Raw genomic sequence first — 18,472 nt, 5'->3', positions numbered from 1 at the left:
GCCGCACCGGCATCCTGGTGCTGTGGACGCTGCTCTACCGCGGCCCGTCCCGCCACGGCGTCTGTGACCCCAGCCTCGGCCAGCTGGCGGAATGGGCCGGCTGCGCCCGCTCCACCGTGCAGCTGGCCCTGCGGCGCATCGAGGCGGCCGGCATCATGGGCCATGTGCGGCGCGGCCTGGTGGTGGCCGGCCGCTGGTGCCAGTGGACCAGCGCTTACCTTTTCGCCGCGCCGGCGCAGTGGGCCGTAAGCGATACCGAGACTCGGTCAGCCGAAGTCTCTGCAGTGAAAAAGAAAGCTATGGAGAAGGGGAGGGAAGGGGAGGGCAGCGCCCTGCCGGCGGCTGAGCGCGCAACGCTGGCGGCGAAATGGGGGCTGCTGGAGGGCTCAGCTGGGTAGGGGGAGCCGCCACAAGGCCCAGATCGCGACGACCCCCCACCATACGCAGCCTGACGGCTCGCGGCGGGCCTACGCTGTATAGCGCGGCAGGGGAGGAGCGTGAATCCGGCAACACGGGAGCGCCAGCAAAGCCAGCACAATCATCGAAGCCTATAGGTCGCTGAGAGGGGAGAGCATGGCGGCACCGGCGCGCTGCTGCGGAAGGGCCGGCACCGCCGCTCGGGATCCTGCCACTTCGGGTGATGCCCTCCTCAACCGGCCGGGGCCGGCAAGGTTCCTGGGCGGCTCGAGCCATGCCCTGCGAGGGGTGGGATTACGGCAAGCCGTGCAGGCTGCTGCGCGTCAGCACGATAAGCGCGAGTTATCGTGCGAGACGGGGGCTGCTGCGGAGCCGTCGAGGGCTGCTTCGCGCCCACAGCAGTCGCGCTTTTACCGCGGGCGACTTCCCGAAACCGGACATAGTTCAACCGATCGCCCAGTGGCCGAGATAGATGCGGATCTCCCGCAATTCCCGTGCTGCTGTCTTGGCCTCATGAGACGCAGAGAACGCGGGCACGGAGCAGTTCAAAGCCCGCGCGGCCATACATGGTGCGCTTGATCATCTTCAGCCGGTTAATCTGGCCCTCAACGGGACTGGTGGTCCAGGGCAGCTCAAGTGCGGCCCGCACCGCCGCGATGTCCTTGCGCAGTTCGGTGACAAAGCTTGCGAGGGGACTGGCGGCAGCTTCATCCAGCGCCTCCTCAAGCCTGTCATCCCCTTCCCGCCGCAGCAGGCGGGCAATGCGCCTGGCGGCCACGACTGTGGCCAGCAGTGCCGGCATCTCCAGCAGGCGCGCGGCGAATGTGCGGTCGGTGTCGGATGGTAGCTCGCCATCTGCCATGAGGAGACGCGTGGTGCGTCGGAGTGTTGGCGGTTGCCAGATCTGCCCCCTGGCTGCTCCTGGCTGGGAGTCTGCGGGATCACGCCTGCGCCGCTCGGTGGCCCAGGCCCTGACTGTCGAGGGGCGACCCGGAAAGCCGGCGCCAGCCAGTTCACGCCAAAGCCGAACCGCATTGTGGCAGCCCTCCGCCCAGCGCTGCTCCAGGGTGGTGCGATGGCGATCCAGGATGCTGCCCCGAGGTATCCTGGGCCAGCTCGGGGCCGCCCCGGCCTGCAGCCAGCGGCGGAGCGTCTTGCGATCGGCGTTCAGCTGGCGCGACATGTCGCTGATCGAGGCGCCGGCCGCCTGCATGTGGGCGGCTTCCTCGTAACGGGCCTGCCGCCGCGCCCGTCCCGTCTCCTGGCGCTGCTGGGCTGCCGAGGGTCTGGCCTGCATGGGAACAGCGGCCGCCGCCCTGATGGCGCAGCCGGCCGCCACCTCTCGTCCGATCCGCCGGATGGCGGCGTGGTGGCGCCCCACCACGGCCTGGACAGCATCACCGAGATTGCGCAGCAGATGCCAGCGGTCGGCGACCTGCACGGCGCCCGGTGCCCCTTGGCGCGCGCCATCCGCGTAGGTGCAGGCCCGGTCCCGGGCGACAACCTCCACGCCAGGGTGCTGCCTCAGCCAGTGGCTCAGGGTCTCGGCCTGGCGATCAGGCAGGAGATCGAGCACCCGGTTGCGCTCCAGGTCGAGGAGGATGCTGCCGTACCGATGGCCGCGGCGCCAAGCCCAGTCATCCACGCCAAGCACACGCGGAGGTGGGCTGGGTTCCGGTGGCGGATGATCCCGGCGGGTCATGCGGATCAGCGTGTCGGCGCTGATAGCAATGGCCAGTCTCGACGCGAGCCGTGCGCCGGCCTCACCGCCCAGGGCGAGGCCGAGATGCCGTTGCAGATCGGCCAACCGAAGGGTGCGGCGTGCCGCAGCGGCGGCGCCCGCTGCCAGGCGCTCGGCAAAGGTCTGACGCCGGCACTCCGGATTGCGGCATCGCAGCCGGCGTGCCTGAATCCGCAGGGTCACGGGGCGGCCCTGCCAGGGCAAATCCTGCAGCCGGCGCTCATAGCGGCTGTGCACCAAAGCGGACAGGAAGCCGCAATCCGGGCAGGCGACCGTTCGGTTCCGGGATGCTGCGACGATAACGAGGCCATCCGGCGCCGGCAGAATTTGCCGGACCAGCAACCCCGCCGGGATCAGGGGCAGCAGATGCTTAGCATGGCAGATCTCGGGAGAGGGAGGAGCAGCAACTGATCTGCGCCTCTGGCGCCCTACCTGCTATCCAGCAGCACGGGAATTGCGGGAGATCCATAGATGCCCACAAGGGTGCTGAGGCATCTTGATACCTCGCCCCCCAAGGCATAACCTCTCGACATGTCCAAGCCGTCCGCTCTCCAAGCTGTCCTGCGTCCCTCTCCGGACTTCACGGACCGAGCGTATTGGGCCGGGACCATCAAGATGGCCCTCAGCCGCTTCTTCGTCCTCCAGGTGCTCCACGACGGCCCGGCGCACGGCTACGACATCGCCCGCGCCGTGGAGCGGACCACCAACGGCTGCTGCTCCCCGTCCGAGGGCGCCCTGTATCCGACGCTCCGGGAGTTCAAGCAGGGCGGCTACCTGACCTCGGAAGCCGAGGTCGTCTCCGGCCGCGAGCGCAAGGTCTACACCCTGACCGACAAGGGCCGAGAAGCCTTCAAGGTCGGCCTAGAGGCCTGGATGGATGCCACCACCGCCCTGACGGAGACTGGCCGCGCCGCCACGGCCCGCGGCAAGGCCAAGGGCGCCTGCCAATGCTGACCTTTGGCTTATCCCTATACATCGCCCACCGAGGTATTAGGAAGGAAGCCGTCAGATGAGCTCCTGCTGCTCCGCCAAACCCGGCCCTCAGAACAGAGGCCCTGAGGGCTTCCCGAGCCCTGAATCGTTGCCCGTCGCCATCATTGGCGGCGGCCCTGTCGGCCTCGCCGCCGCGGCGCACCTGCTGGAGCGCGGCCTGAAGCCGGTGGTGTTCGAAGCCGGTCCTTCGGTTGGCACGGCGCCGCTGGACTGGGGACACGTCCACACCTTCTCCCCTTGGCGGTACAACGTGGACCGCGCCTGCCGCACGCTCCTGGAGCGGCATGGATGGACGGTGCCGGACGCCGATGCCTTCCCGACCGGCCGTGAGCTCGTGGAGGGCTACCTGGCACCTCTGGCCGCCCTGCCGGAGATGGCTGGGCGCCTGCGTCTGAACACCCTGGTGACCGGCGTCGCCCGGCAGCGCGCTGGCAAGGTTCGCGATGCCGGTCGTGAGCGGCAGCCCTTCGAGGTCAGGTTCCAGGCTGAGGGCAAGGAGGACCGCCTCCTGGTCCAGGCCGTCCTCGTCGCCACCGGCACCTGGGGCCATCCCAACCCGGCGGGCGCCTCCGGCCTGCCCGCCATCGGCGAGCGCCAGGCCGCTGACCGCATCCGCTATGGCATGTCCGACGTCCTCGGCGACGAGCGCGGCCGCTATGCGGGCAAGCGCGTCCTCGTCGTTGGCTCGGGCCACTCGGCCGTCGGCACCCTGATCGACCTCGCCAGCCTGGCCGAGCAAGCGCCGGGCACGACCGTCCTCTGGGTGGCCCGCAGCGCGGACCTGACGCGGGCCTACGGGGGCGGGGCGGCCGACCAGCTGCCGGAACGTGGTGCCCTAGGACAGCGGCTGCGCCACCTCGTGGAGTCTGGTGCCATCGAGCTGCTCGCGCCCTTCTCCGTGGACGAGATCCGCAGGGGTGCCGACGGCTCCCTACAGGTCATGAGCCTCGAGGGCAGGATGGCGGAAGCCGACGAGATGGTGGTGGCCACCGGACTGCGCCCTGAGTTCTCCATCCTGCGCGAGGTCCGCCTCGACCTGGACCCGGCGCTGGAATGCCCGCGCGTCCTGGCGCCCCTCATCGATCCCAACCTGCACTCCTGCGGGACCGTTAGGCCTCACGGCGCCCTGGAACTTCAGCAGCCCGACAGCGGTCTCTTCCTGGCGGGCATGACCTCCTACGGCCGGGCCCCGACCTTCCTGCTGGCCACCGGCTACGAGCAGGTGCGCTCGATCGCCGCCTTCCTGGCAGGCGACATGGAAGCCGCACGCCGGGTAGAGCTCGACCTGCCGCAGACCGGCGTGTGCAGCAGCAACCGCGTGGTGGCGGCACTCGATGCCGCATGCTGCACGCCGACGACGACCCAGGACACTTGCTGCGCGCCCAAGCCTGAATTGGCGGAGGACGCGCCGTGCTGCGGGACCGCTGATCAGAAGGTGTCCCTCCCAGCCGAGCCCGCCGAATGAGCCAGGCTGCGGTACCAGGGCATGCCGTTCCCACCGACGCCGCGGCGCGCCGGAACAGACTTACGGTCGTCTCGGCCATCGGCGTGGGCCAGATCCTCGCCTGGGGTTCCTCCTACTACCTGCTCGCCGTGCTGGCCGGGCCGATTGCTACGGACACCGGCTGGCCGCTGACCTGGCTGATGGGCGCCTTGTCCATCGGCATGCTGGTGTCCGGTCTGGCCTCGCCACGCATCGGCCACCTGATTGACCGGCACGGCGGCCGACCCGTGCTGGCCGCCAGCGCCGTCCTGCTCTCCGCAGGCCTGCTGCTGCTCGGGCTGGCACCCAGCCTGCCAGTGTTTGTGCTGGCCTGGATCGTCCTCGGGCTGGCCATGGGCGCCGGGCTCTACGACCCGGCTTTCTCGACGCTGGGGCGGCTGTATGGCGAGCAGGCACGGTCGGCCATCACCCACGTCACCCTGTTCGGCGGATTCGCCAGCACGGTCTGCTGGCCCCTCAGCGCCTTCCTGGTCGACCACCTGGGCTGGCGCGGCGCCTGCCTGACCTACGCCGCCATCCACCTCGCGGTGGTGCTGCCGCTCTACCTGTTCGGGGTGCCGCGCGAGGTAGCCAAGCCAGCGGCAGCACCCACGGCCACCAAGGCTGCTGCGGCGCCAGGCCATGTGCAGGCGGGCCAGCGCTATGCCTTCGTCATGCTGGCGGCAGGGTTCACCCTGGCCGCGATCATCATGACGATCATCGCCGTTCACCTGCTGACCCTGCTCCAGTCGCAGGGGCTAGCGCTGGCCGCCGCCGTCGCCTTGGGCACGCTGATTGGCCCTGCCCAGGTTGGCGCTCGCGTGCTGGAGATGCTCTTCGGCAGAAAGGCGCACCCGATCTGGAGCCTGGTCGCCTCGGCGGTGCTGGTGGCCGTCGGCCTGGGCATGCTGGTCGGCGCGCCGGGCGTCGTGGCCGCGGGCATTGTCATGTATGGGATGGGCAGCGGCATCCGCTCCATCGCTCGCGGGACAGTGCCCTTGGCCCTCTTCGGCAAGGAAGGCTACGCCGTGCTGATGGGCCGCATCGCGATGCCGACCCTCATCGCGCAGGCGGCCTCGCCCTTTGTCGGCGCCTGGCTGCTGAACAGCTTCGGGACGCAGGTGACGCTGGCTGTCCTGTGCGGGGTAGCGGTGCTGAACATCCTGATGGTGCTGGCGCTCGTGCCATACGCGCTCCGGCGGCAGCGCGCCGACGCCCGGCATGCGCCTTGACCTTCCCACGGAAGTAGGATGCAGGCTGCTAGGTCAGACGCAGTGATGGAGAGCGGTTTGTCGGCTACACGGCTTGGCGAAGGGGTGAACTGGATAGGGGTGACCACCCTCTACCGACGCGAGGTGCAGAGATTCCTTGCTGTCGCAGCCCAAACCGTGGGCGGCCCGGTCGTGAGCACGCTGCTCTTCCTGGCGGTCTTCGGCGTCGCGCTCGGCCGCCATGCACCGGCGCCGGGCGGCGTGCCCTACTTGGTCTTCGTCACTCCGGGTCTCGTCATGATGGCGATGTTGCAGAACGCATATGCCAATACCTCATCATCTCTCCTTGTCGCGAAGGTCCAGGGAAACATCGTCGACCTCCTGCTGGCGCCGCTCGGGCCGGGGGAGTTCCTGACCGGCATGGCACTCGGGGGCGTCACACGAGGCATCCTGGTGGGCGCGCTGACTGCCCTTGCCGCTGCGCTCTTCGTGCCGCTGCCGCTCGCGAACCTTGCCCTCTGCCTGTTCTACGCCGTCGGCGGCTCCCTGCTGTTCGCACTGCTGGGCGTGTTGGGTGGATTGTGGGCCCAGAAGATGGACCACCAGGCTGCCGTCACGAACTTCATCATCGCGCCGCTGACGCTGCTGTCCGGCACCTTCTATGCGGTCAGCACTCTGTCTGAGCCATTCCGCTCCATCGCCTACGCCGATCCCGTCTTCTACATCGTCGACGGTTTCCGGCACGGCATCACCGGCCACTCGGAAGCCTCACCGCTCGCCGGAATCCTCGTGGTGCTCGTCGCCAACGGCCTGCTCGGCGTCCTCTGCCATCGGCTGCTCGCGTCGGGCTGGCGGCTGCGCCAGTGACCCGGCCGACATCCAGAACGAGCTCCGCGATGACCGACCGTGACCAGCCCGCAGCGGCCATCGCGGTGGAAGGCCTCGAGAAGGTCTATCCGGGTACTGGCGGCCGGGCAGCCAAGCACGCCCTCAAGGGGGTGAACCTGACCATCCCACGGGGCAGCATCTTCGGCCTGCTCGGGCCAAACGGCGCAGGGAAGTCGACCCTCATCAACATCCTGGCCGGACTGGTGCGGAAATCGGGCGGGACAGCGCGCGTCTGGGGCATCGACATCGACAAGGCGCCCCGGGCGGCAAGGGCTGCGATCGGTGTCGTCCCCCAGGAACTCACCCTGGATCCCTACTTCCCGGCTCGCGCCGCGCTGGAACTCCAGGCAGGGCTCTTCGGGATTCCCAAGGCCGCCCGACGGACGGACGAGCTCCTCGAGGTCCTGGGGCTGGCGGACAAGGCCACGGCACCTGCTCGCAGCCTATCCGGTGGCATGCGGCGGCGGCTAATGGTGGGCAAGGCACTGGTCCACAGCCCGCCCGTCCTCGTCCTGGACGAGCCCACCGCAGGCGTCGATGTCGCCCTGCGCCAGCAGCTTTGGGACTACGTCCGCCTGCTCAACCAACGCGGCACCACCGTCCTGCTCACGACCCACTACCTCCAGGAGGCAGAGGCCCTGTGCGACCGGATCGCCGTCCTGGCTGACGGCCAGATCGTCGCGCATGACACCACGGACGCCCTGTTCCGGCGCGTGGAGGACCAGGAACTCGTGGTCGATGTCTCTGCGCCCCTCGGCGCCATCCCAGACAACCTTCTTCCCTTCAACCCCATCCTGGCGGCTCCACAGCGGCTGGTGTTCCGGTTCGCGCAGGCGAGCGGCAATGTTGACGAGATGCTCGCCGCCATTCGCGCCGCAGGGCTGCGTGTGGCCAGCGTGACCACCAAGCAGCCGGACCTGGAAGACGTCTTCCTTCAATTGGTGCAAGGTCCAGCCAGCAACTTTGAAGGGGCGTCTGGTCGGTGACGCACATGCCCCAGTACCGCATTGCCTTCGCCCAGCAGCCGCACTCCCCAGACACCTTGTGGCCCAGGTTGATAAGGTGTGGCGGCTGGCCTGCGAGGCCGACTGCAAACCTTCTTCAACTCACCTCCGTTCGCCGCTATGATAATGAAATGTCTCGCTGCCTGCTCAGGCTCGTCGTCGTTGCCATCACGATCTGTGCCTTTGTCGGTGCGGGCCTGGTGCAGAACCTGCCGCTGCCCGCGCATGCGGCCTCGCTAGGAATGACCATGATGGCCGACCAGGGGAGCGAGGACAGTGCATCGATGCCTTGCCACGACACTTCCGTACCGCCCTGCAAGGATCAGATACCTGGTTGTATGACTGACTTCGGCTGCGTCTTCACGGTTGCGCTCCCTGCTCTTTCCATACGCGTTGCCGGGCGTCTGGAATGGAACCCGGTCACCTACTGGTCAGCGATAGGCCCCACCGGCGGCATCTCGCCCGAGCCCTCCGTAGAACCTCCCATCCACTTCGTCTGAGCTGAGCCGTACGCGCCCATTGGGCCGACGCCGCTTCATCCGCCGTTCTCCGATGGTCCCAGTGCGTCCGCCTCCAACTGGTTCGGGGCGTCGCTGCCGACAGGGAGCGAGCGGGCATTCAGACGACATCAGCCACTCATTGCGAACGCTTGGGTGGCCCACGGATAGGATACCATCATGCTTTCTAAGCTCCTGCGCGCTGGCGCGCTCGGCGCCGTCACCGTCGTTGCGACCTCCCCTCCGGGCCACGGTGCCTTCGCTGCTGCCAGCGATTACCGCTTCGAACTGGCCGAGGCCCGCTCCGCGGGGCCTGGCAAGACGGACGTGACCCTCCGCCTCGTACGGGCCTCGGACGGCAGGCCGGTGCCGGACGCGGTCATCTTCCAGACCCGGGCCGACATGGCCCCGGCGGGCATGCCCACGATGACCGGCAGCGTCGCCGCGCAACCCGGGCAGCGGCCGGGCACCTACCGCTTCGTGGTCGAAACAGGCATGGCCGGGAACTGGGCGTTGGCGCTGAGCGCCAAGGTCCAGGGCGAACCCGAGACCGTGCGGGCCACGGTGACCTTCAGCGCGGCCCGATGAAATGCGCCCCTGGACAACGGGGGGCTCCACGCCCCCGGCGCGCGCCGGACGAAGGTCCGCCGCGGCCCTCGCGCTCGGCCTGACCGTCACCCTCCTGGGCGGGCCGGGCCACGCCCAGACCAGAGGCACCCAGCAGACCCCGGGGGGAACACTCCCCGGGGCCACCCTGGAGAGCGTCCTGGGCGTCGCCCGCCAACTCAGCCCCGAACTCGCCGCCCGCGCGCTCGACGCGGACGCGGCCCGGGCGCGCGTGGGGATCGCCGGGTCCCTTCCCGACCCGACTGTCCGGGTGATGTCGGACGAGATGCCCCGCAGCTCGGGCCGCCGCGAGAACATGATGATCTACAGCTTCGAGCAGGAGATCCCGCTCTGGGGCAGGCGCGATCTGCGTCGTCAGGCCGCCCGCGCCGAGGTCAGCCAGATGACGGCACAGGCGCAGGCCGCGGACGCCGAACTGGTCGAGAAGGTCAAGGTCGCCTTCGCCCGCTATTACGCCGCCTACCAGGCGGCCCGCCGGGCGGCAGACCAGCGGCAAGCCCTCCAAGGCGTCGCGCAGGTCGCCCGCGAACGCTACGCCCAGGGCCGCGGCGAGCAGACCGAGGTCTTCAGGGCGGAGGTGGAGGCCACACGCGTCTCGGCCGAGATCCTTCGCCTGGAGGCATCGCTCCGGAGCGCGCAGGGCCAGCTGAACGCCCTGCTGAACCGGTCGCCGGACGCGTCCCTGGCCGCGCCGGAACGGCTGCGGCCGCTCCCCGATGCCCGTGCGCTGGACGTTGCGCGCCTGATTGAGCGGGCGCGAGCCTCGAGCCCTTCCCTGGCCGCGGATGCGGCGGCCGTGGGCGGGGCCGAGACTAACCGGGTACTGACCGAGCGGAACTGGTACCCGGACGTGACCCTCGGCGCCTCGGCCATCGACCGGGGAAGCTACGGGCCGACCGGCTACCAGGCCTGGATCGGCATGAAGGTGCCCCTCCAGTGGGGCTTGCGGGAGGCGCAGCAGCGCGAGGCGGGAGCCCAGGCGGGCGCCGCCCGCGCGCGCTACGAGGCGCGCGAGCAGCAGATCCGGGGCGACCTCGCCGACGCCGCGGCAGGCGCCGAGGGCAGCCGCCGGACGGTCGACCTGATCCGTCGGCGCCTGCTGCCCCAGGCCGAGGCGCTCGTGCGCTCCGGGACCGCCGGGTACGCGGTGGGCAGGGTGGACCTCGGAACCGTTCTGCGGGCGCAGGCCGACCTCGTCGGCTTCCGCCTGCAGCTCCTCTCCGCCGAGTTCGACGGCCAGCGACAAGTGGCGGCCATCGAGCGCCTTGTCGGAGGTGACCTGTGAGCGCGCCCCGCATCCTCCTGGCCTCAGGCGCGCTCGCGACAGCCGCCGCTCTGGGCGTTCTCTGGCTCGCCGGTGGCCAGCCCCGCGGACTGGTCACCGGCGCCGCAGTGGCGCAGCAGCCGCCCGCCGCGCGGCAACCCCTCTATTACCAGGCTCCCTCCGGCACCGATTTCTCACCGGCACCAAAGAAGGACGAACAAGGCCGCGACTACGTGCCGGTCTACGAGGAAGGCGACCAAACGCCTGCGGCATCGGCGGCGCCCCCCGCGTCACCGGCGCGGCCGCCGCTCTACTACCAGGACCCGTCCGGCAGGCCCGAGTACTCCGCCGTCCCAAGGAAAAGCGCCGACGGACGCGGCTTCGTCCCCGTCTACGAGGACGCCGGTGCCCCCGGTCCCGCTCCGGCGCCCGCACCCTCGTCGGCCGGGGGCCGTGGGCGCATCCTCTACTACCGGAACCCGATGGGCCTGCCCGACACCTCACCGGTGCCCAAGAAGGACTCGATGGGGATGGACTACATCCCCGTCTACGAGGACGAGGCCAACCAGCCCGCGGGCACCGTCACCGTCAGCCCGGAACGGGTGCAGATGCTCGGCGTCCGCACCGCTTTGGCGACCGAGCGCACGATGACCCGCTCCATCCGGGCGGTCGGCACGATCGCCGTCGACGAGCGGCGCCTCGTGGTCGTCTCTCCCCGCTTCGAGGGCTGGATCCAGCGGCTGCTCGTCAACGAGACAGGCCAGCCGGTGCGCCGTGGCCAGCCGCTGTTCGAGGTCTACAGCCCCGACTTGGCGCTCGCCGAGCAGGAGTACGTCGTGGCCCGCCGATTGGACGCAGGCGTCGCCGCGGCCGCCCTGGCGCGGCTGCGCAATTTCGATCTCCCGGAGGAGGAGGTCGCCCGCCTGCGGCGCACCGGCACCGTCGCCCGCACGCTCACGCTGACCTCGCCGATGGACGGCGTCGTCCTGGAGAAGGCGGCGTTGCAGGGCATGCGCTTCGCGCCCGGCGAGACGCTCTTCCGCATCGGCGACCTCTCGACCGTTTGGCTGCTCGCCGATGTCTTCGAGCAGGACCTGGGTCTTGTCGGACCTGGCCAGGAGGCCAGCATCGGCCTGACTGCCTACCCAGACCGGCGGTTCACCGGAAAGGTCACCTTCGTCTACCCGACCCTGAACGCGGCCACGCGCACGGCCAGGGTGCGGATCGAGATCCTCAACCCGGAGCAACTGCTCAAGCCAGACATGTATGCGACGGTGGAGATCGCGGCACCCCTGGGCTCCACCCCCATGGTCGCGGTCCCGGACTCCGCGGTGCTCGACAGCGGCACGCGGCAGGCCGTGCTCGTGGAGCGCGCCCCGGGCCGCTACGAGCCGCGCTCCGTCCAGACAGGCCGCCGGGCCGACGGCCTGGTGGAGATCCGGCAAGGAATCAAGGCGGGCGAGCGGGTCGTGGTCGGCGCCAACTTCCTGATCGACGCCGAGAGCAACCTGAGGGCTGCGCTGCAGACCTTCGCGGCACCTCCGGCGCCCACACAGCAGGAGGGGCAGCGGCCATGATCGCCCGCGTCATCCGTTGGTCGGTGGCCAACCCCTTCCTGGTGCTGCTCGCGACCCTGTTCCTGATCGGAACTGGCATCTGGGCTGTCCGCAACACGCCGCTGGACGCCGTCCCGGACCTCTCCGACGTCCAGGTCATCGTCTACACCGACTACCCGGGCCAGGCGCCGCAGGTAGTCGAGGACCAGGTCACCTATCCCTTGACCACGGCCCTCCTGACCGTCCCGCGGTCGAAGACGGTCCGCGGTTTCTCCTTTTTCGGCTCGTCCTTCGTCTACGTGGTCTTCGAGGACGGCACCGACCTCTACTGGGCCCGCAGCCGGGTGCTCGAGTACCTCAGCCAAGCTGCACGGCGCCTCCCGGAAGGCGTGACGCCGTCGCTGGGGCCGGACGCCACCGGCGTGGGCTGGGTCTACCAGTATGTTGTCACGGGGGCGCAGCGTACCCTGGCCGAGCTGCGGTCCGTCCAGGACTGGTTCCTTCGCTACCAGCTCGCCCGGGCCGACGGCGTGGCCGAGGTGGCCAGCGTCGGCGGCTTCGTCCAGCAGTACCAGGTGGTCGTCGACCCCCAGCGCCTGCAGGCGTACCGCATCCCGCTCTCGCGGATCACCGAGGCCATCCGCGCCAGCAACCGCGACGTCGGCGGCCGTTCGGTCGAGATGTCCGAGACGGAGTACCTGGTCCGCGGACGCGGCTACCTGCGAGGCATCCCGGACATCGAGCAGATCGTCCTCGCTATGCAGAACGGGGTTCCCGTCCTGCTCCGCGACGTCGCCCGGGTGGAGCTCGGCCCCGAGGAGCGCCGCGGCATCACCGAGCTGAACGGCGAGGGCGAGGTGGTCAGCGGCGTTGTGCTCCAGCGCGAGGGGCAGAACGCGCTCTCCGTCATCGATAGCGTCAAGCGCCGGATCGCCGAGATCGCAGGCAGCCTGCCTGATGGGGTGACCGTCTCCTCCGTCTACGACCGCTCCGCGCTGATCGAACGGGCCATCGAGACGCTGAAGCACACGCTCCTCGAGGAGAGCCTCATCGTCGCGGTGGTTTGCGTGGTTTTCCTTCTGCATGTCCGCAGCGCGCTCGTGGCCATCCTGATGCTGCCGGTCGGCGTGCTCATCGCCATGACGCTGCTGCACCTGCTCGGGCTGAGCTCGAACATCATGTCGCTCGGCGGCATCGCCATCGCGCTCGGCGCCATGGTCGACGCGGCCATCGTGATGATCGAGAACGCCCACAAGCGGCTCGAGCAGGCGGAACCGAGGGCGTCCCGGGTGCAGGTGTTGACAGAGGCCGCGGTCGAGGTCGGCCCCGCGCTGTTCTTCAGCCTGGCCGTCATCACCGTTTCCTTCCTGCCGGTCTTCACGCTGGAGGATCAGGAGGGGCGGATGTTCCGGCCGCTCGCCTTCACCAAGACCTTCGCCATGGCGGCGGGCGCGCTGCTGTCGGTGACCCTGGTGCCGGTGCTGATGGTGCTGTTCGTCCGCGGCCGCATCATGCCGGAGCGCCGCAACCCGGTGAACCGGCTGCTCATCTGGCTCTATCGCCCCCTGATCGCAGGCGTCCTCCGGGCCAAGACGCTGACGATCCTGGTCGCGGTCATCGCAGTCGGCGCGAGCGCTTGGCCCCTGGCGCGCCTCGGCAGCGAGTTCATGCCGACCCTGAACGAGGGGACGCTAATGTACATGCCGGTCAGCCTGCCCGGGCTGTCCGTCACCAAGGCGGCCGAGCTCCTGCAGACGCAGAACCGGGTGATCCGGAGCTTTCCTGAAGTGGCGAGCGTCTACGGCAAGGCGGGCCGCGCGGCGACCGCGACGGATCCGGCACCGACCGAGATGTTCGAGACCATCATCAACCTCAAGCCGGAGAGCGAGTGGCGGCCGGGCGTCACCGTGGATTCCCTGATTGCCGAGATGGACGCGGCGCTCCGGATGCCCGGGGTCAGCAACGCCTGGACCATGCCCATTAAGGCCCGCACCGACATGCTCTCGACCGGCATCCGCACCCCGGTGGGCGTCAAGGTCTACGGGCCGGACCTGGCGGGCATCGACCGGCTGTCCCGCGAGGTGGAGGCCGCCGTCCGAACGGTGCCCGGGACGACCAGCGCCTTCGCCGAGCGGGTCGAGGGCGGATACTACCTGGAGGTCGAACCCGACCGGGCGGCTCTGGCGCGGCACGGCCTGATGGTCGGCGACCTCCAGGAAACCATAGCGACCGCCCTTGGAGGCGAGCCGGTCACTACCACCGTGGAGGGTCGCGCACGCTACACGGTCAACGTGCGGTACCCGCGCGGTCTCCGCAGCGACCCGCAGGGAATCGCGGCGCAGGTCCTCGTGCAGAACACGCAGGGCGCCGCCATTCCCCTGGGGCAGTTGGCGACCGTCCAGCTACGGCGCGGTCCGCCGACCATCCGGACGGAAAACGCCCAGCTGGTGAACTACGTCTATGTTGACATGCACGGCCGCGACATCGGCGGCTACGTGGCCGACGCGCAGCGTGCCGTGGCCGAGCGGGTCCAGATGCCGCCCGGCTACCACCTCGAATGGAGCGGCCAGTTCGAGTACATGCAGCGCGCCAAGGCCAAGCTGGCCATCGTCGTGCCGGTCACGCTGCTCATCATCTTCGTGCTGCTCTACCTGAACTTCGGGCGCCTGGCCGAGACGCTCATCGTCATGCTCTCGGTGCCTTTCGCGCTCGTCGGGGGCGTCTGGCTCATGTTCCTGATGGGCTTCAACATGTCGGTCGCCGTCGCGGTCGGGTTCATCGCGCTCGCCGGGGTCGCGGCAGAGACCGGCGTCATCATGCTGATCTACCTGGACCACGCCCTCGCCGCAGTCGGGGAGCATTGCCGGGCTGAAGGGCGGCGCCTGACGCGGGAGGATCTGCGCCACGCCATCATGGAGGGCGCGGTCGAGCGGGTGCGGCCCAAGATGATGACCGTGACCGCCATCATGGCAGGGTTGCTGCCCATCCTCTGGAGCACCGGCACGGGCTCGGAACTCATGCAGCGCATCGCCGTCCCCATGGTCGGCGGCATGGTGTCCTCGACCGTGCTGACCCTTCTGGTGATCCCGGCGATCTACGGCCTGGTCAAGGGATGGGGCCTGCCTCGGGCCGAGGCGGCGACGGCTCATGGGGCGCAACCGCTGGCGAGGGCGGCGGAATGAGGTTGCCGCCGTCGGGGACACGAACACGTGGCCGCCACGAAGCCCTGTTGACCTTGCCAGGTGGGAAGGCCGGATGCTCCTGCCGCGGTCGCAGGACCGGCACGGAGGACGGCATGGCCGACGACGGAAGGCCGAGATGTGCGCGGCGCATCGAAGCTGGAAGCGCACGGCATTTCACCTCGCGCCGCCGGTCCAGTCTCGTGGCCGTCGGTGGGCGTCGCCCCGTGGCCGCAGGAGGTCCGAATGAGCGGTTCCAGGATCCCGCATGGGATGCCCTTCGCGGCGTCGGCGTGTCCAGCCGAAGGGCGGGCGGCCATCGGCCGGTGCCTTGAACCGCTCGCACCCTCTGCCCAGGTGGCAGCCATGGTGCTCCGCCTTTTCAGGCCGCTGCTGGCCATCCTGGTCGCCGTCGCACTCATCGGGGCGCCAGCAGTCCAGGCGAGCTCCGCGGTCCCGTGCGACACGATGCACATGGCCAACACGGAGCACCAGGCTTCCTCCGGCGACGCCCAGGCACCTGCACCTTGCAAGATGACGCCCGCTTGCATCGACGCAATCGGCTGCGCCTCCCTCGTCAGCCTGCCCGCCCCCGCGCTCTCGGCGTCGGGGCCGCTGACCTGGATCGCGGTCGCCTATGGGGCCGCCGCCGACGCGCGCGAGGGGCTGTCCATCAAACCCATCCTCGATCCTCCCATCCGGGTCGCCTGACCGCCGGGGCCGCCCACTTGGGCAGTTCCGGTCGGACGCCGTCCGCCCGATCCGGCGCGCCACGCCCGGGCCACGCGGACGCTGCGGGCCGAGACGCGCCACCGGTTCCCCGGGGCGCCCACTCTCACACGCCGCGCCACGCGGCACAGCGAACGGATTCGAGAGATGAACACCTCCACCCCCACGCGGGACCTCGCCCTGAGCGCGCCCGTCCCGCGCGACGACGGCGGCCGACCATCGAGGCTTTCCGCCGTCTGGGCCCATGCTCCAGCGTTCCTGCGCGGGCGCGGTGGCCTCCTCATCCTGGCGGCCGCGATCGCGGCGACCGGCCTCCTGGCCGGATGGGCTTGGCTCGGAGCGGCGGCGGTGCTGCCGCTGCTCTACACCCTGCCCTGCGCCGTGATGATGGCGCTGTGCATGAAGGGCCACGGCGGCTCCGACGGGAGCGCCCTGGCAAAGCCGGGCATCGCCCCGAGCCCAGACGGCGGCCCGTCCTACTGACGTGTGCAACTGCGGTTCCGAAGGCGCCGCCTGCGCCAGAACCGCGTTCAAGGAGACCAGACATGATGACGAAGCGCATTTCCATGGCCGCCGCCACGGCCGTGCTCGCCACTGCCGTCGGCGCCGGAGCGTCCCTCGCGCAGGGAAGCCAAGCCCAGACGCCGCAGGCCCAGACACCGCAGCACGCTCCCGACCAGGGCATGATGGGACGGGGTGGCATGATGGGTCACGGCGGGATGATGGGCCGGATGGACCCAGAGCAGATGAACCGCATGATGGAGAACTGCAACCGGATGATGGAGGGCATGCAGCGCTCCCCGTCCGCCCCGCGCGACACGCAGCCCGACCACGGTTGACCGAACGGCTCCCGCCGCCCAAGGCATGGGCGGCGGGAGCTCCCCGGAAGGAGCTGAAGCTTGTGACCGGCTATCCGAACTGGCTCTCCGCGATGCGCGTCCACCTGCTGACCGTCGCCGCGGGCGACCTCGCGCGGGAGGCGGCCCACCTCCCGCTCTACACGCTCTGGCGTACCGGGACCGCGGGAGAAAAGCTGTTCGCGGTGGTCCTCGGCGACCTCCTCATCGCGCTCGCCTCGCTCGCCCGCGGCCTCGGCCTCGTGCTCGCCGGGCACCGGGACTGGCCCGTCCGGCGGTTCGGGGCGGTCGCCGCGCTCACCGTGGCGTTCGGGCTCGGCTACACCGCCTTCAGCGAATGGCTGAACGCCGTCGTCCGCGAGAGCCAGTGGTCCGGTGGCCAACGCCGACACTTCCGGCCGGGAAGTCGGCCAGGGCCTCTCGACTTCAATGTTGCCGCGCGTGCGCGGCGTGCCGAGCCTGTTCGGCCCTGGCGGTCGTCTCGGCATTTGGCCGGGACGGGAGTGGCCTACCGCGTCATCAGGGAAGTCAGCGGCTTCCCCGCCGTGGCGTTCGGCCTGATCTCCGGCGCCGGACGGGGATGAAGGGCTCCGCGATGGGTGTGTACGAACGCTTCGTCCTTCCCCGGCTGCTCGCGCTCGCCATGCGGAACCGCGAACTCGTGCCCTTCCGCCAGCGGGTCGGGCTCGCCGCCTCGGGACGGGTGCTGGAGCTCGGCGTCGGCTCCGGCCTGAACCTCGGTTTCTACGGCCCGGACGTGACCTCCGTCGTCGGGATCGATCCGTCGCCCGCGCTCCTGCGAATGGCGGAGGCACGGTCCCGGGGCGGACGCGTCCCGGTCGAGTTGGTCGAGGCGGCGGGCGAGCGACTGCCCTTGGGCGACCGCAGCGTCGACACCGTGGTGACCACCTGGACAATGTGCAGCGTCGGCGATCCCGCCGCGGCGCTGCGGGAGGCGCGCCGCGTCCTACGGCCCGGCGGCGCGCTGCTGTTCGTGGAGCACGGCCTCGCGCCGGACCCGGGTGTCCGCTGGTGGCAGGACCGCCTGACGCCCGCCTGGAAGCGCGTCACAGGAGGCTGCCATCTGAACCGCAATATGGACGACCTCGTCCTGGCAGCCGGGTTCCGGGTGGACGACCTGAAGACCGGCTATCTGCCGGGCCCGAAGCCGCTCACCTTCATCTACGAGGGCCGGGCCCGACCGGGGTGACGGCGACGGCGGCTCCGCCGAGGAGCCGCCAGTGCGCGTTAGGCGTCGGCCAGCGCCGACCCCGGCGACGCGTCCTCGCAGAGCGTCTCCAGGGCGCGCAGCAGGTGCTCGGCCGCCTCCGCTCGGCCCTCCTCCAGGGCCCGCTTGAGCACAGCCAGTACCTGCTCTTCGAGGTTTGCGAGCGGCATTTCGGCCTCCAGGAATCAGCGCCGTCGGGACTGTGCGCCCCTCCGTCGTGGGAGGGTCAAGCGCCCTGCGGCCCGGGGCCGCAAGCGCTCCGAACCCCGCGCCTAAAGCCGCACCGCCCGCAGCCGCAGGGCGTTGCCGATAACCGACGCTGAGCTCAGCGCCATCGCCAGGGCGGCGACGATTGAGCTGAGCAGCATCCCGGTGAACGGGTAGAGCACGCCCGCCGCCAGCGGCACGCCGAGTGAGTTGTAGACGAAGGCGAGGAATAGGTTCTGCCGAATGTTCCGCATCACCGCGCGCGACAACGTCCGCGCCCGCGCGATGCCCGCGAGGTCTCCCTTCAGAGCGTCACGCCCGCGCGTTGCCCAGCGCGACCTGACGCCAGTCCACCGTGCCGGTCACGCGAGCGGTCGATGCTGGCGGGGTCCGCCCCGCCCTGATCCAGGCGCAGCGTCAGGCGCTCCGCCATGAGGTTCACGGACACCTCGGAGACGCCAGGCAACGGCCTCATGGCGCTCTCGACCTTGGCGACCTACGAGGCGCAGTCCATGCCTTCCACACGCCAGAACACGGATTTCCCCTTGCTGCCGCTGCGTGTGTGCCGTCCATCGAGCGATCTCCTGCTGG

At 70.0% G+C, this 18,472-nt stretch carries 19 protein-coding genes and 2 pseudogenes; 16 read left to right on the top strand and 5 right to left on the bottom strand.

From position 1 onward, the window contains the following. Positions 1-398 (top strand): helix-turn-helix domain-containing protein (locus tag IBL25_RS03560; protein WP_202986662.1); only part of this gene is annotated, 398 nt, incomplete at its 5' end. Between the two features lie 530 nt (positions 399-928). Here IBL25_RS03560 and IBL25_RS27705 read toward each other — a convergent pair. Then, a pseudogene (locus IBL25_RS27705) lies at positions 929-1,144 on the bottom strand (transposase); the annotation flags it as partial. A 315-nt stretch (positions 1,145-1,459) separates the two neighbouring features. Continuing rightward, a pseudogene (locus tag IBL25_RS03555) lies at positions 1,460-2,500 on the bottom strand (ISL3 family transposase); the annotation flags it as partial. A gap of 273 nt (positions 2,501-2,773) precedes the next feature. Here IBL25_RS03555 and IBL25_RS03550 point away from each other — a divergent pair. From IBL25_RS03550 to IBL25_RS03480, 15 genes are all read left to right on the top strand, one after another. Then, positions 2,774-3,112: a PadR family transcriptional regulator gene (locus IBL25_RS03550; protein ID WP_202986661.1), complete on the top strand. Its 339-nt coding sequence runs from the start codon at positions 2,774-2,776 to the stop codon at positions 3,110-3,112. 127 nt (positions 3,113-3,239) lie between these two features. Further along, positions 3,240-4,616, top strand: a complete 1,377-nt coding sequence (locus tag IBL25_RS03545) for an FAD-dependent oxidoreductase (protein ID WP_238940184.1) — start codon at positions 3,240-3,242, stop codon at positions 4,614-4,616. Beyond that, positions 4,613-5,866, top strand: a complete 1,254-nt coding sequence (locus IBL25_RS03540; protein ID WP_187777175.1) for an MFS transporter — start codon at positions 4,613-4,615, stop codon at positions 5,864-5,866. Before IBL25_RS03545 ends, IBL25_RS03540 begins: the two co-directional genes overlap by 4 nt. An 18-nt stretch (positions 5,867-5,884) precedes the next feature. Continuing rightward, positions 5,885-6,712 carry an ABC transporter permease gene (locus IBL25_RS03535; RefSeq protein WP_367615543.1) on the top strand — a complete coding sequence of 276 codons (828 nt, stop codon included), beginning with the start codon at positions 5,885-5,887 and terminating at the stop codon, positions 6,710-6,712. A gap of 29 nt (positions 6,713-6,741) precedes the next feature. Continuing rightward, positions 6,742-7,719, top strand: coding sequence for an ABC transporter ATP-binding protein (locus IBL25_RS03530; protein ID WP_187777173.1), 978 nt, complete (start codon positions 6,742-6,744; stop codon positions 7,717-7,719). Between the two features lie 149 nt (positions 7,720-7,868). Next, a complete protein-coding gene (locus IBL25_RS03525; RefSeq protein WP_187777172.1) occupies positions 7,869-8,237 on the top strand; it encodes a hypothetical protein in 369 nt (122 codons plus the stop codon). Between the two features lie 177 nt (positions 8,238-8,414). Then, positions 8,415-8,822, top strand: a complete 408-nt coding sequence (locus IBL25_RS03520) for a FixH family protein (protein WP_187777171.1) — start codon at positions 8,415-8,417, stop codon at positions 8,820-8,822. A 1-nt stretch (position 8,823) separates the two neighbouring features. Further along, on the top strand, positions 8,824-10,146 hold the full coding sequence (locus tag IBL25_RS03515) for a TolC family protein (RefSeq protein WP_187777170.1): 1,323 nt from the start codon (positions 8,824-8,826) through the stop codon (positions 10,144-10,146). Next, complete coding sequence (locus tag IBL25_RS03510) at positions 10,143-11,702, top strand: efflux RND transporter periplasmic adaptor subunit (protein ID WP_367615542.1); 1,560 nt, start codon at positions 10,143-10,145, stop codon at positions 11,700-11,702. Before IBL25_RS03515 ends, IBL25_RS03510 begins: the two co-directional genes overlap by 4 nt. Then, on the top strand, positions 11,699-14,863 hold the full coding sequence (locus IBL25_RS03505) for an efflux RND transporter permease subunit (protein WP_187777169.1): 3,165 nt from the start codon (positions 11,699-11,701) through the stop codon (positions 14,861-14,863). The genes IBL25_RS03510 and IBL25_RS03505 overlap by 4 nt, the downstream gene beginning before the upstream one ends. A gap of 363 nt (positions 14,864-15,226) precedes the next feature. Further along, positions 15,227-15,571, top strand: coding sequence for a hypothetical protein (locus IBL25_RS03500; protein WP_187777168.1), 345 nt, complete (start codon positions 15,227-15,229; stop codon positions 15,569-15,571). Between the two features lie 165 nt (positions 15,572-15,736). Continuing rightward, the gene (locus IBL25_RS03495) at positions 15,737-16,072 is read left to right on the top strand and encodes a hypothetical protein (protein WP_187777167.1); all 336 of its coding nucleotides are present in this window, start codon (positions 15,737-15,739) and stop codon (positions 16,070-16,072) included. Between the two features lie 62 nt (positions 16,073-16,134). Continuing rightward, positions 16,135-16,428 (top strand): hypothetical protein, encoded by a 294-nt coding sequence (locus tag IBL25_RS03490; protein WP_187777166.1) that lies wholly within the window; start codon positions 16,135-16,137, stop codon positions 16,426-16,428. A 62-nt stretch (positions 16,429-16,490) separates the two neighbouring features. Then, positions 16,491-17,030 carry a hypothetical protein gene (locus IBL25_RS03485; protein ID WP_187777165.1) on the top strand — a complete coding sequence of 180 codons (540 nt, stop codon included), beginning with the start codon at positions 16,491-16,493 and terminating at the stop codon, positions 17,028-17,030. A gap of 11 nt (positions 17,031-17,041) precedes the next feature. Beyond that, positions 17,042-17,656, top strand: coding sequence for a class I SAM-dependent methyltransferase (locus IBL25_RS03480; protein ID WP_187777187.1), 615 nt, complete (start codon positions 17,042-17,044; stop codon positions 17,654-17,656). 38 nt (positions 17,657-17,694) lie between these two features. Here IBL25_RS03480 and IBL25_RS03475 read toward each other — a convergent pair whose 3' ends face one another. From IBL25_RS03475 to IBL25_RS03465, 3 genes are all read right to left on the bottom strand, one after another. Beyond that, positions 17,695-17,844 carry a hypothetical protein gene (locus IBL25_RS03475; RefSeq protein ID WP_187777164.1) on the bottom strand — a complete coding sequence of 50 codons (150 nt, stop codon included), beginning with the start codon at positions 17,842-17,844 and terminating at the stop codon, positions 17,695-17,697. 102 nt (positions 17,845-17,946) lie between these two features. Continuing rightward, positions 17,947-18,150, bottom strand: coding sequence for a hypothetical protein (locus tag IBL25_RS03470; RefSeq protein WP_456315850.1), 204 nt, complete (start codon positions 18,148-18,150; stop codon positions 17,947-17,949). Positions 18,151-18,185: 35 nt separating this feature from the next. Beyond that, positions 18,186-18,329, bottom strand: a complete 144-nt coding sequence (locus IBL25_RS03465; protein ID WP_194433596.1) for a hypothetical protein — start codon at positions 18,327-18,329, stop codon at positions 18,186-18,188. Between the last annotated feature and the right edge of the window lie 143 nt (positions 18,330-18,472).

Source organism: Pseudoroseomonas ludipueritiae (assembly GCF_014490445.1).
In the GTDB taxonomy this organism is placed as follows: domain Bacteria; phylum Pseudomonadota; class Alphaproteobacteria; order Acetobacterales; family Acetobacteraceae; genus Pseudoroseomonas; species Pseudoroseomonas ludipueritiae.
The sequence above is the reverse complement of the archived record's forward strand: the minus strand, read 5'-3'. Positions and strand labels throughout refer to the sequence as shown.

What these genes read in the sequence shown, in the direction of transcription:
- IBL25_RS03520 (WP_187777171.1), top strand. Translation starts at nt 8,415, where the DNA reads ATGCTTTCTAAGCTCCTGCGCGCTGGCGCGCTCGGCGCCGTCACCGTC.
- IBL25_RS03500 (WP_187777168.1), top strand. Translation starts at nt 15,227, where the DNA reads ATGGTGCTCCGCCTTTTCAGGCCGCTGCTGGCCATCCTGGTCGCCGTC.
- IBL25_RS03530 (WP_187777173.1), top strand. Translation starts at nt 6,742, where the DNA reads ATGACCGACCGTGACCAGCCCGCAGCGGCCATCGCGGTGGAAGGCCTC.
- IBL25_RS03505 (WP_187777169.1), top strand. Translation starts at nt 11,699, where the DNA reads ATGATCGCCCGCGTCATCCGTTGGTCGGTGGCCAACCCCTTCCTGGTG.
- IBL25_RS03495 (WP_187777167.1), top strand. Translation starts at nt 15,737, where the DNA reads ATGAACACCTCCACCCCCACGCGGGACCTCGCCCTGAGCGCGCCCGTC.
- IBL25_RS03525 (WP_187777172.1), top strand. Translation starts at nt 7,869, where the DNA reads ATGTCTCGCTGCCTGCTCAGGCTCGTCGTCGTTGCCATCACGATCTGT.
- IBL25_RS03480 (WP_187777187.1), top strand. Translation starts at nt 17,042, where the DNA reads ATGGGTGTGTACGAACGCTTCGTCCTTCCCCGGCTGCTCGCGCTCGCC.
- IBL25_RS03515 (WP_187777170.1), top strand. Translation starts at nt 8,824, where the DNA reads ATGCGCCCCTGGACAACGGGGGGCTCCACGCCCCCGGCGCGCGCCGGA.
- IBL25_RS03475 (WP_187777164.1), bottom strand. Translation starts at nt 17,844, where the DNA reads ATGCCGCTCGCAAACCTCGAAGAGCAGGTACTGGCTGTGCTCAAGCGG.
- IBL25_RS03540 (WP_187777175.1), top strand. Translation starts at nt 4,613, where the DNA reads ATGAGCCAGGCTGCGGTACCAGGGCATGCCGTTCCCACCGACGCCGCG.
- IBL25_RS03535 (WP_367615543.1), top strand. Translation starts at nt 5,885, where the DNA reads ATGCAGGCTGCTAGGTCAGACGCAGTGATGGAGAGCGGTTTGTCGGCT.
- IBL25_RS03490 (WP_187777166.1), top strand. Translation starts at nt 16,135, where the DNA reads ATGATGACGAAGCGCATTTCCATGGCCGCCGCCACGGCCGTGCTCGCC.
- IBL25_RS03550 (WP_202986661.1), top strand. Translation starts at nt 2,774, where the DNA reads ATGGCCCTCAGCCGCTTCTTCGTCCTCCAGGTGCTCCACGACGGCCCG.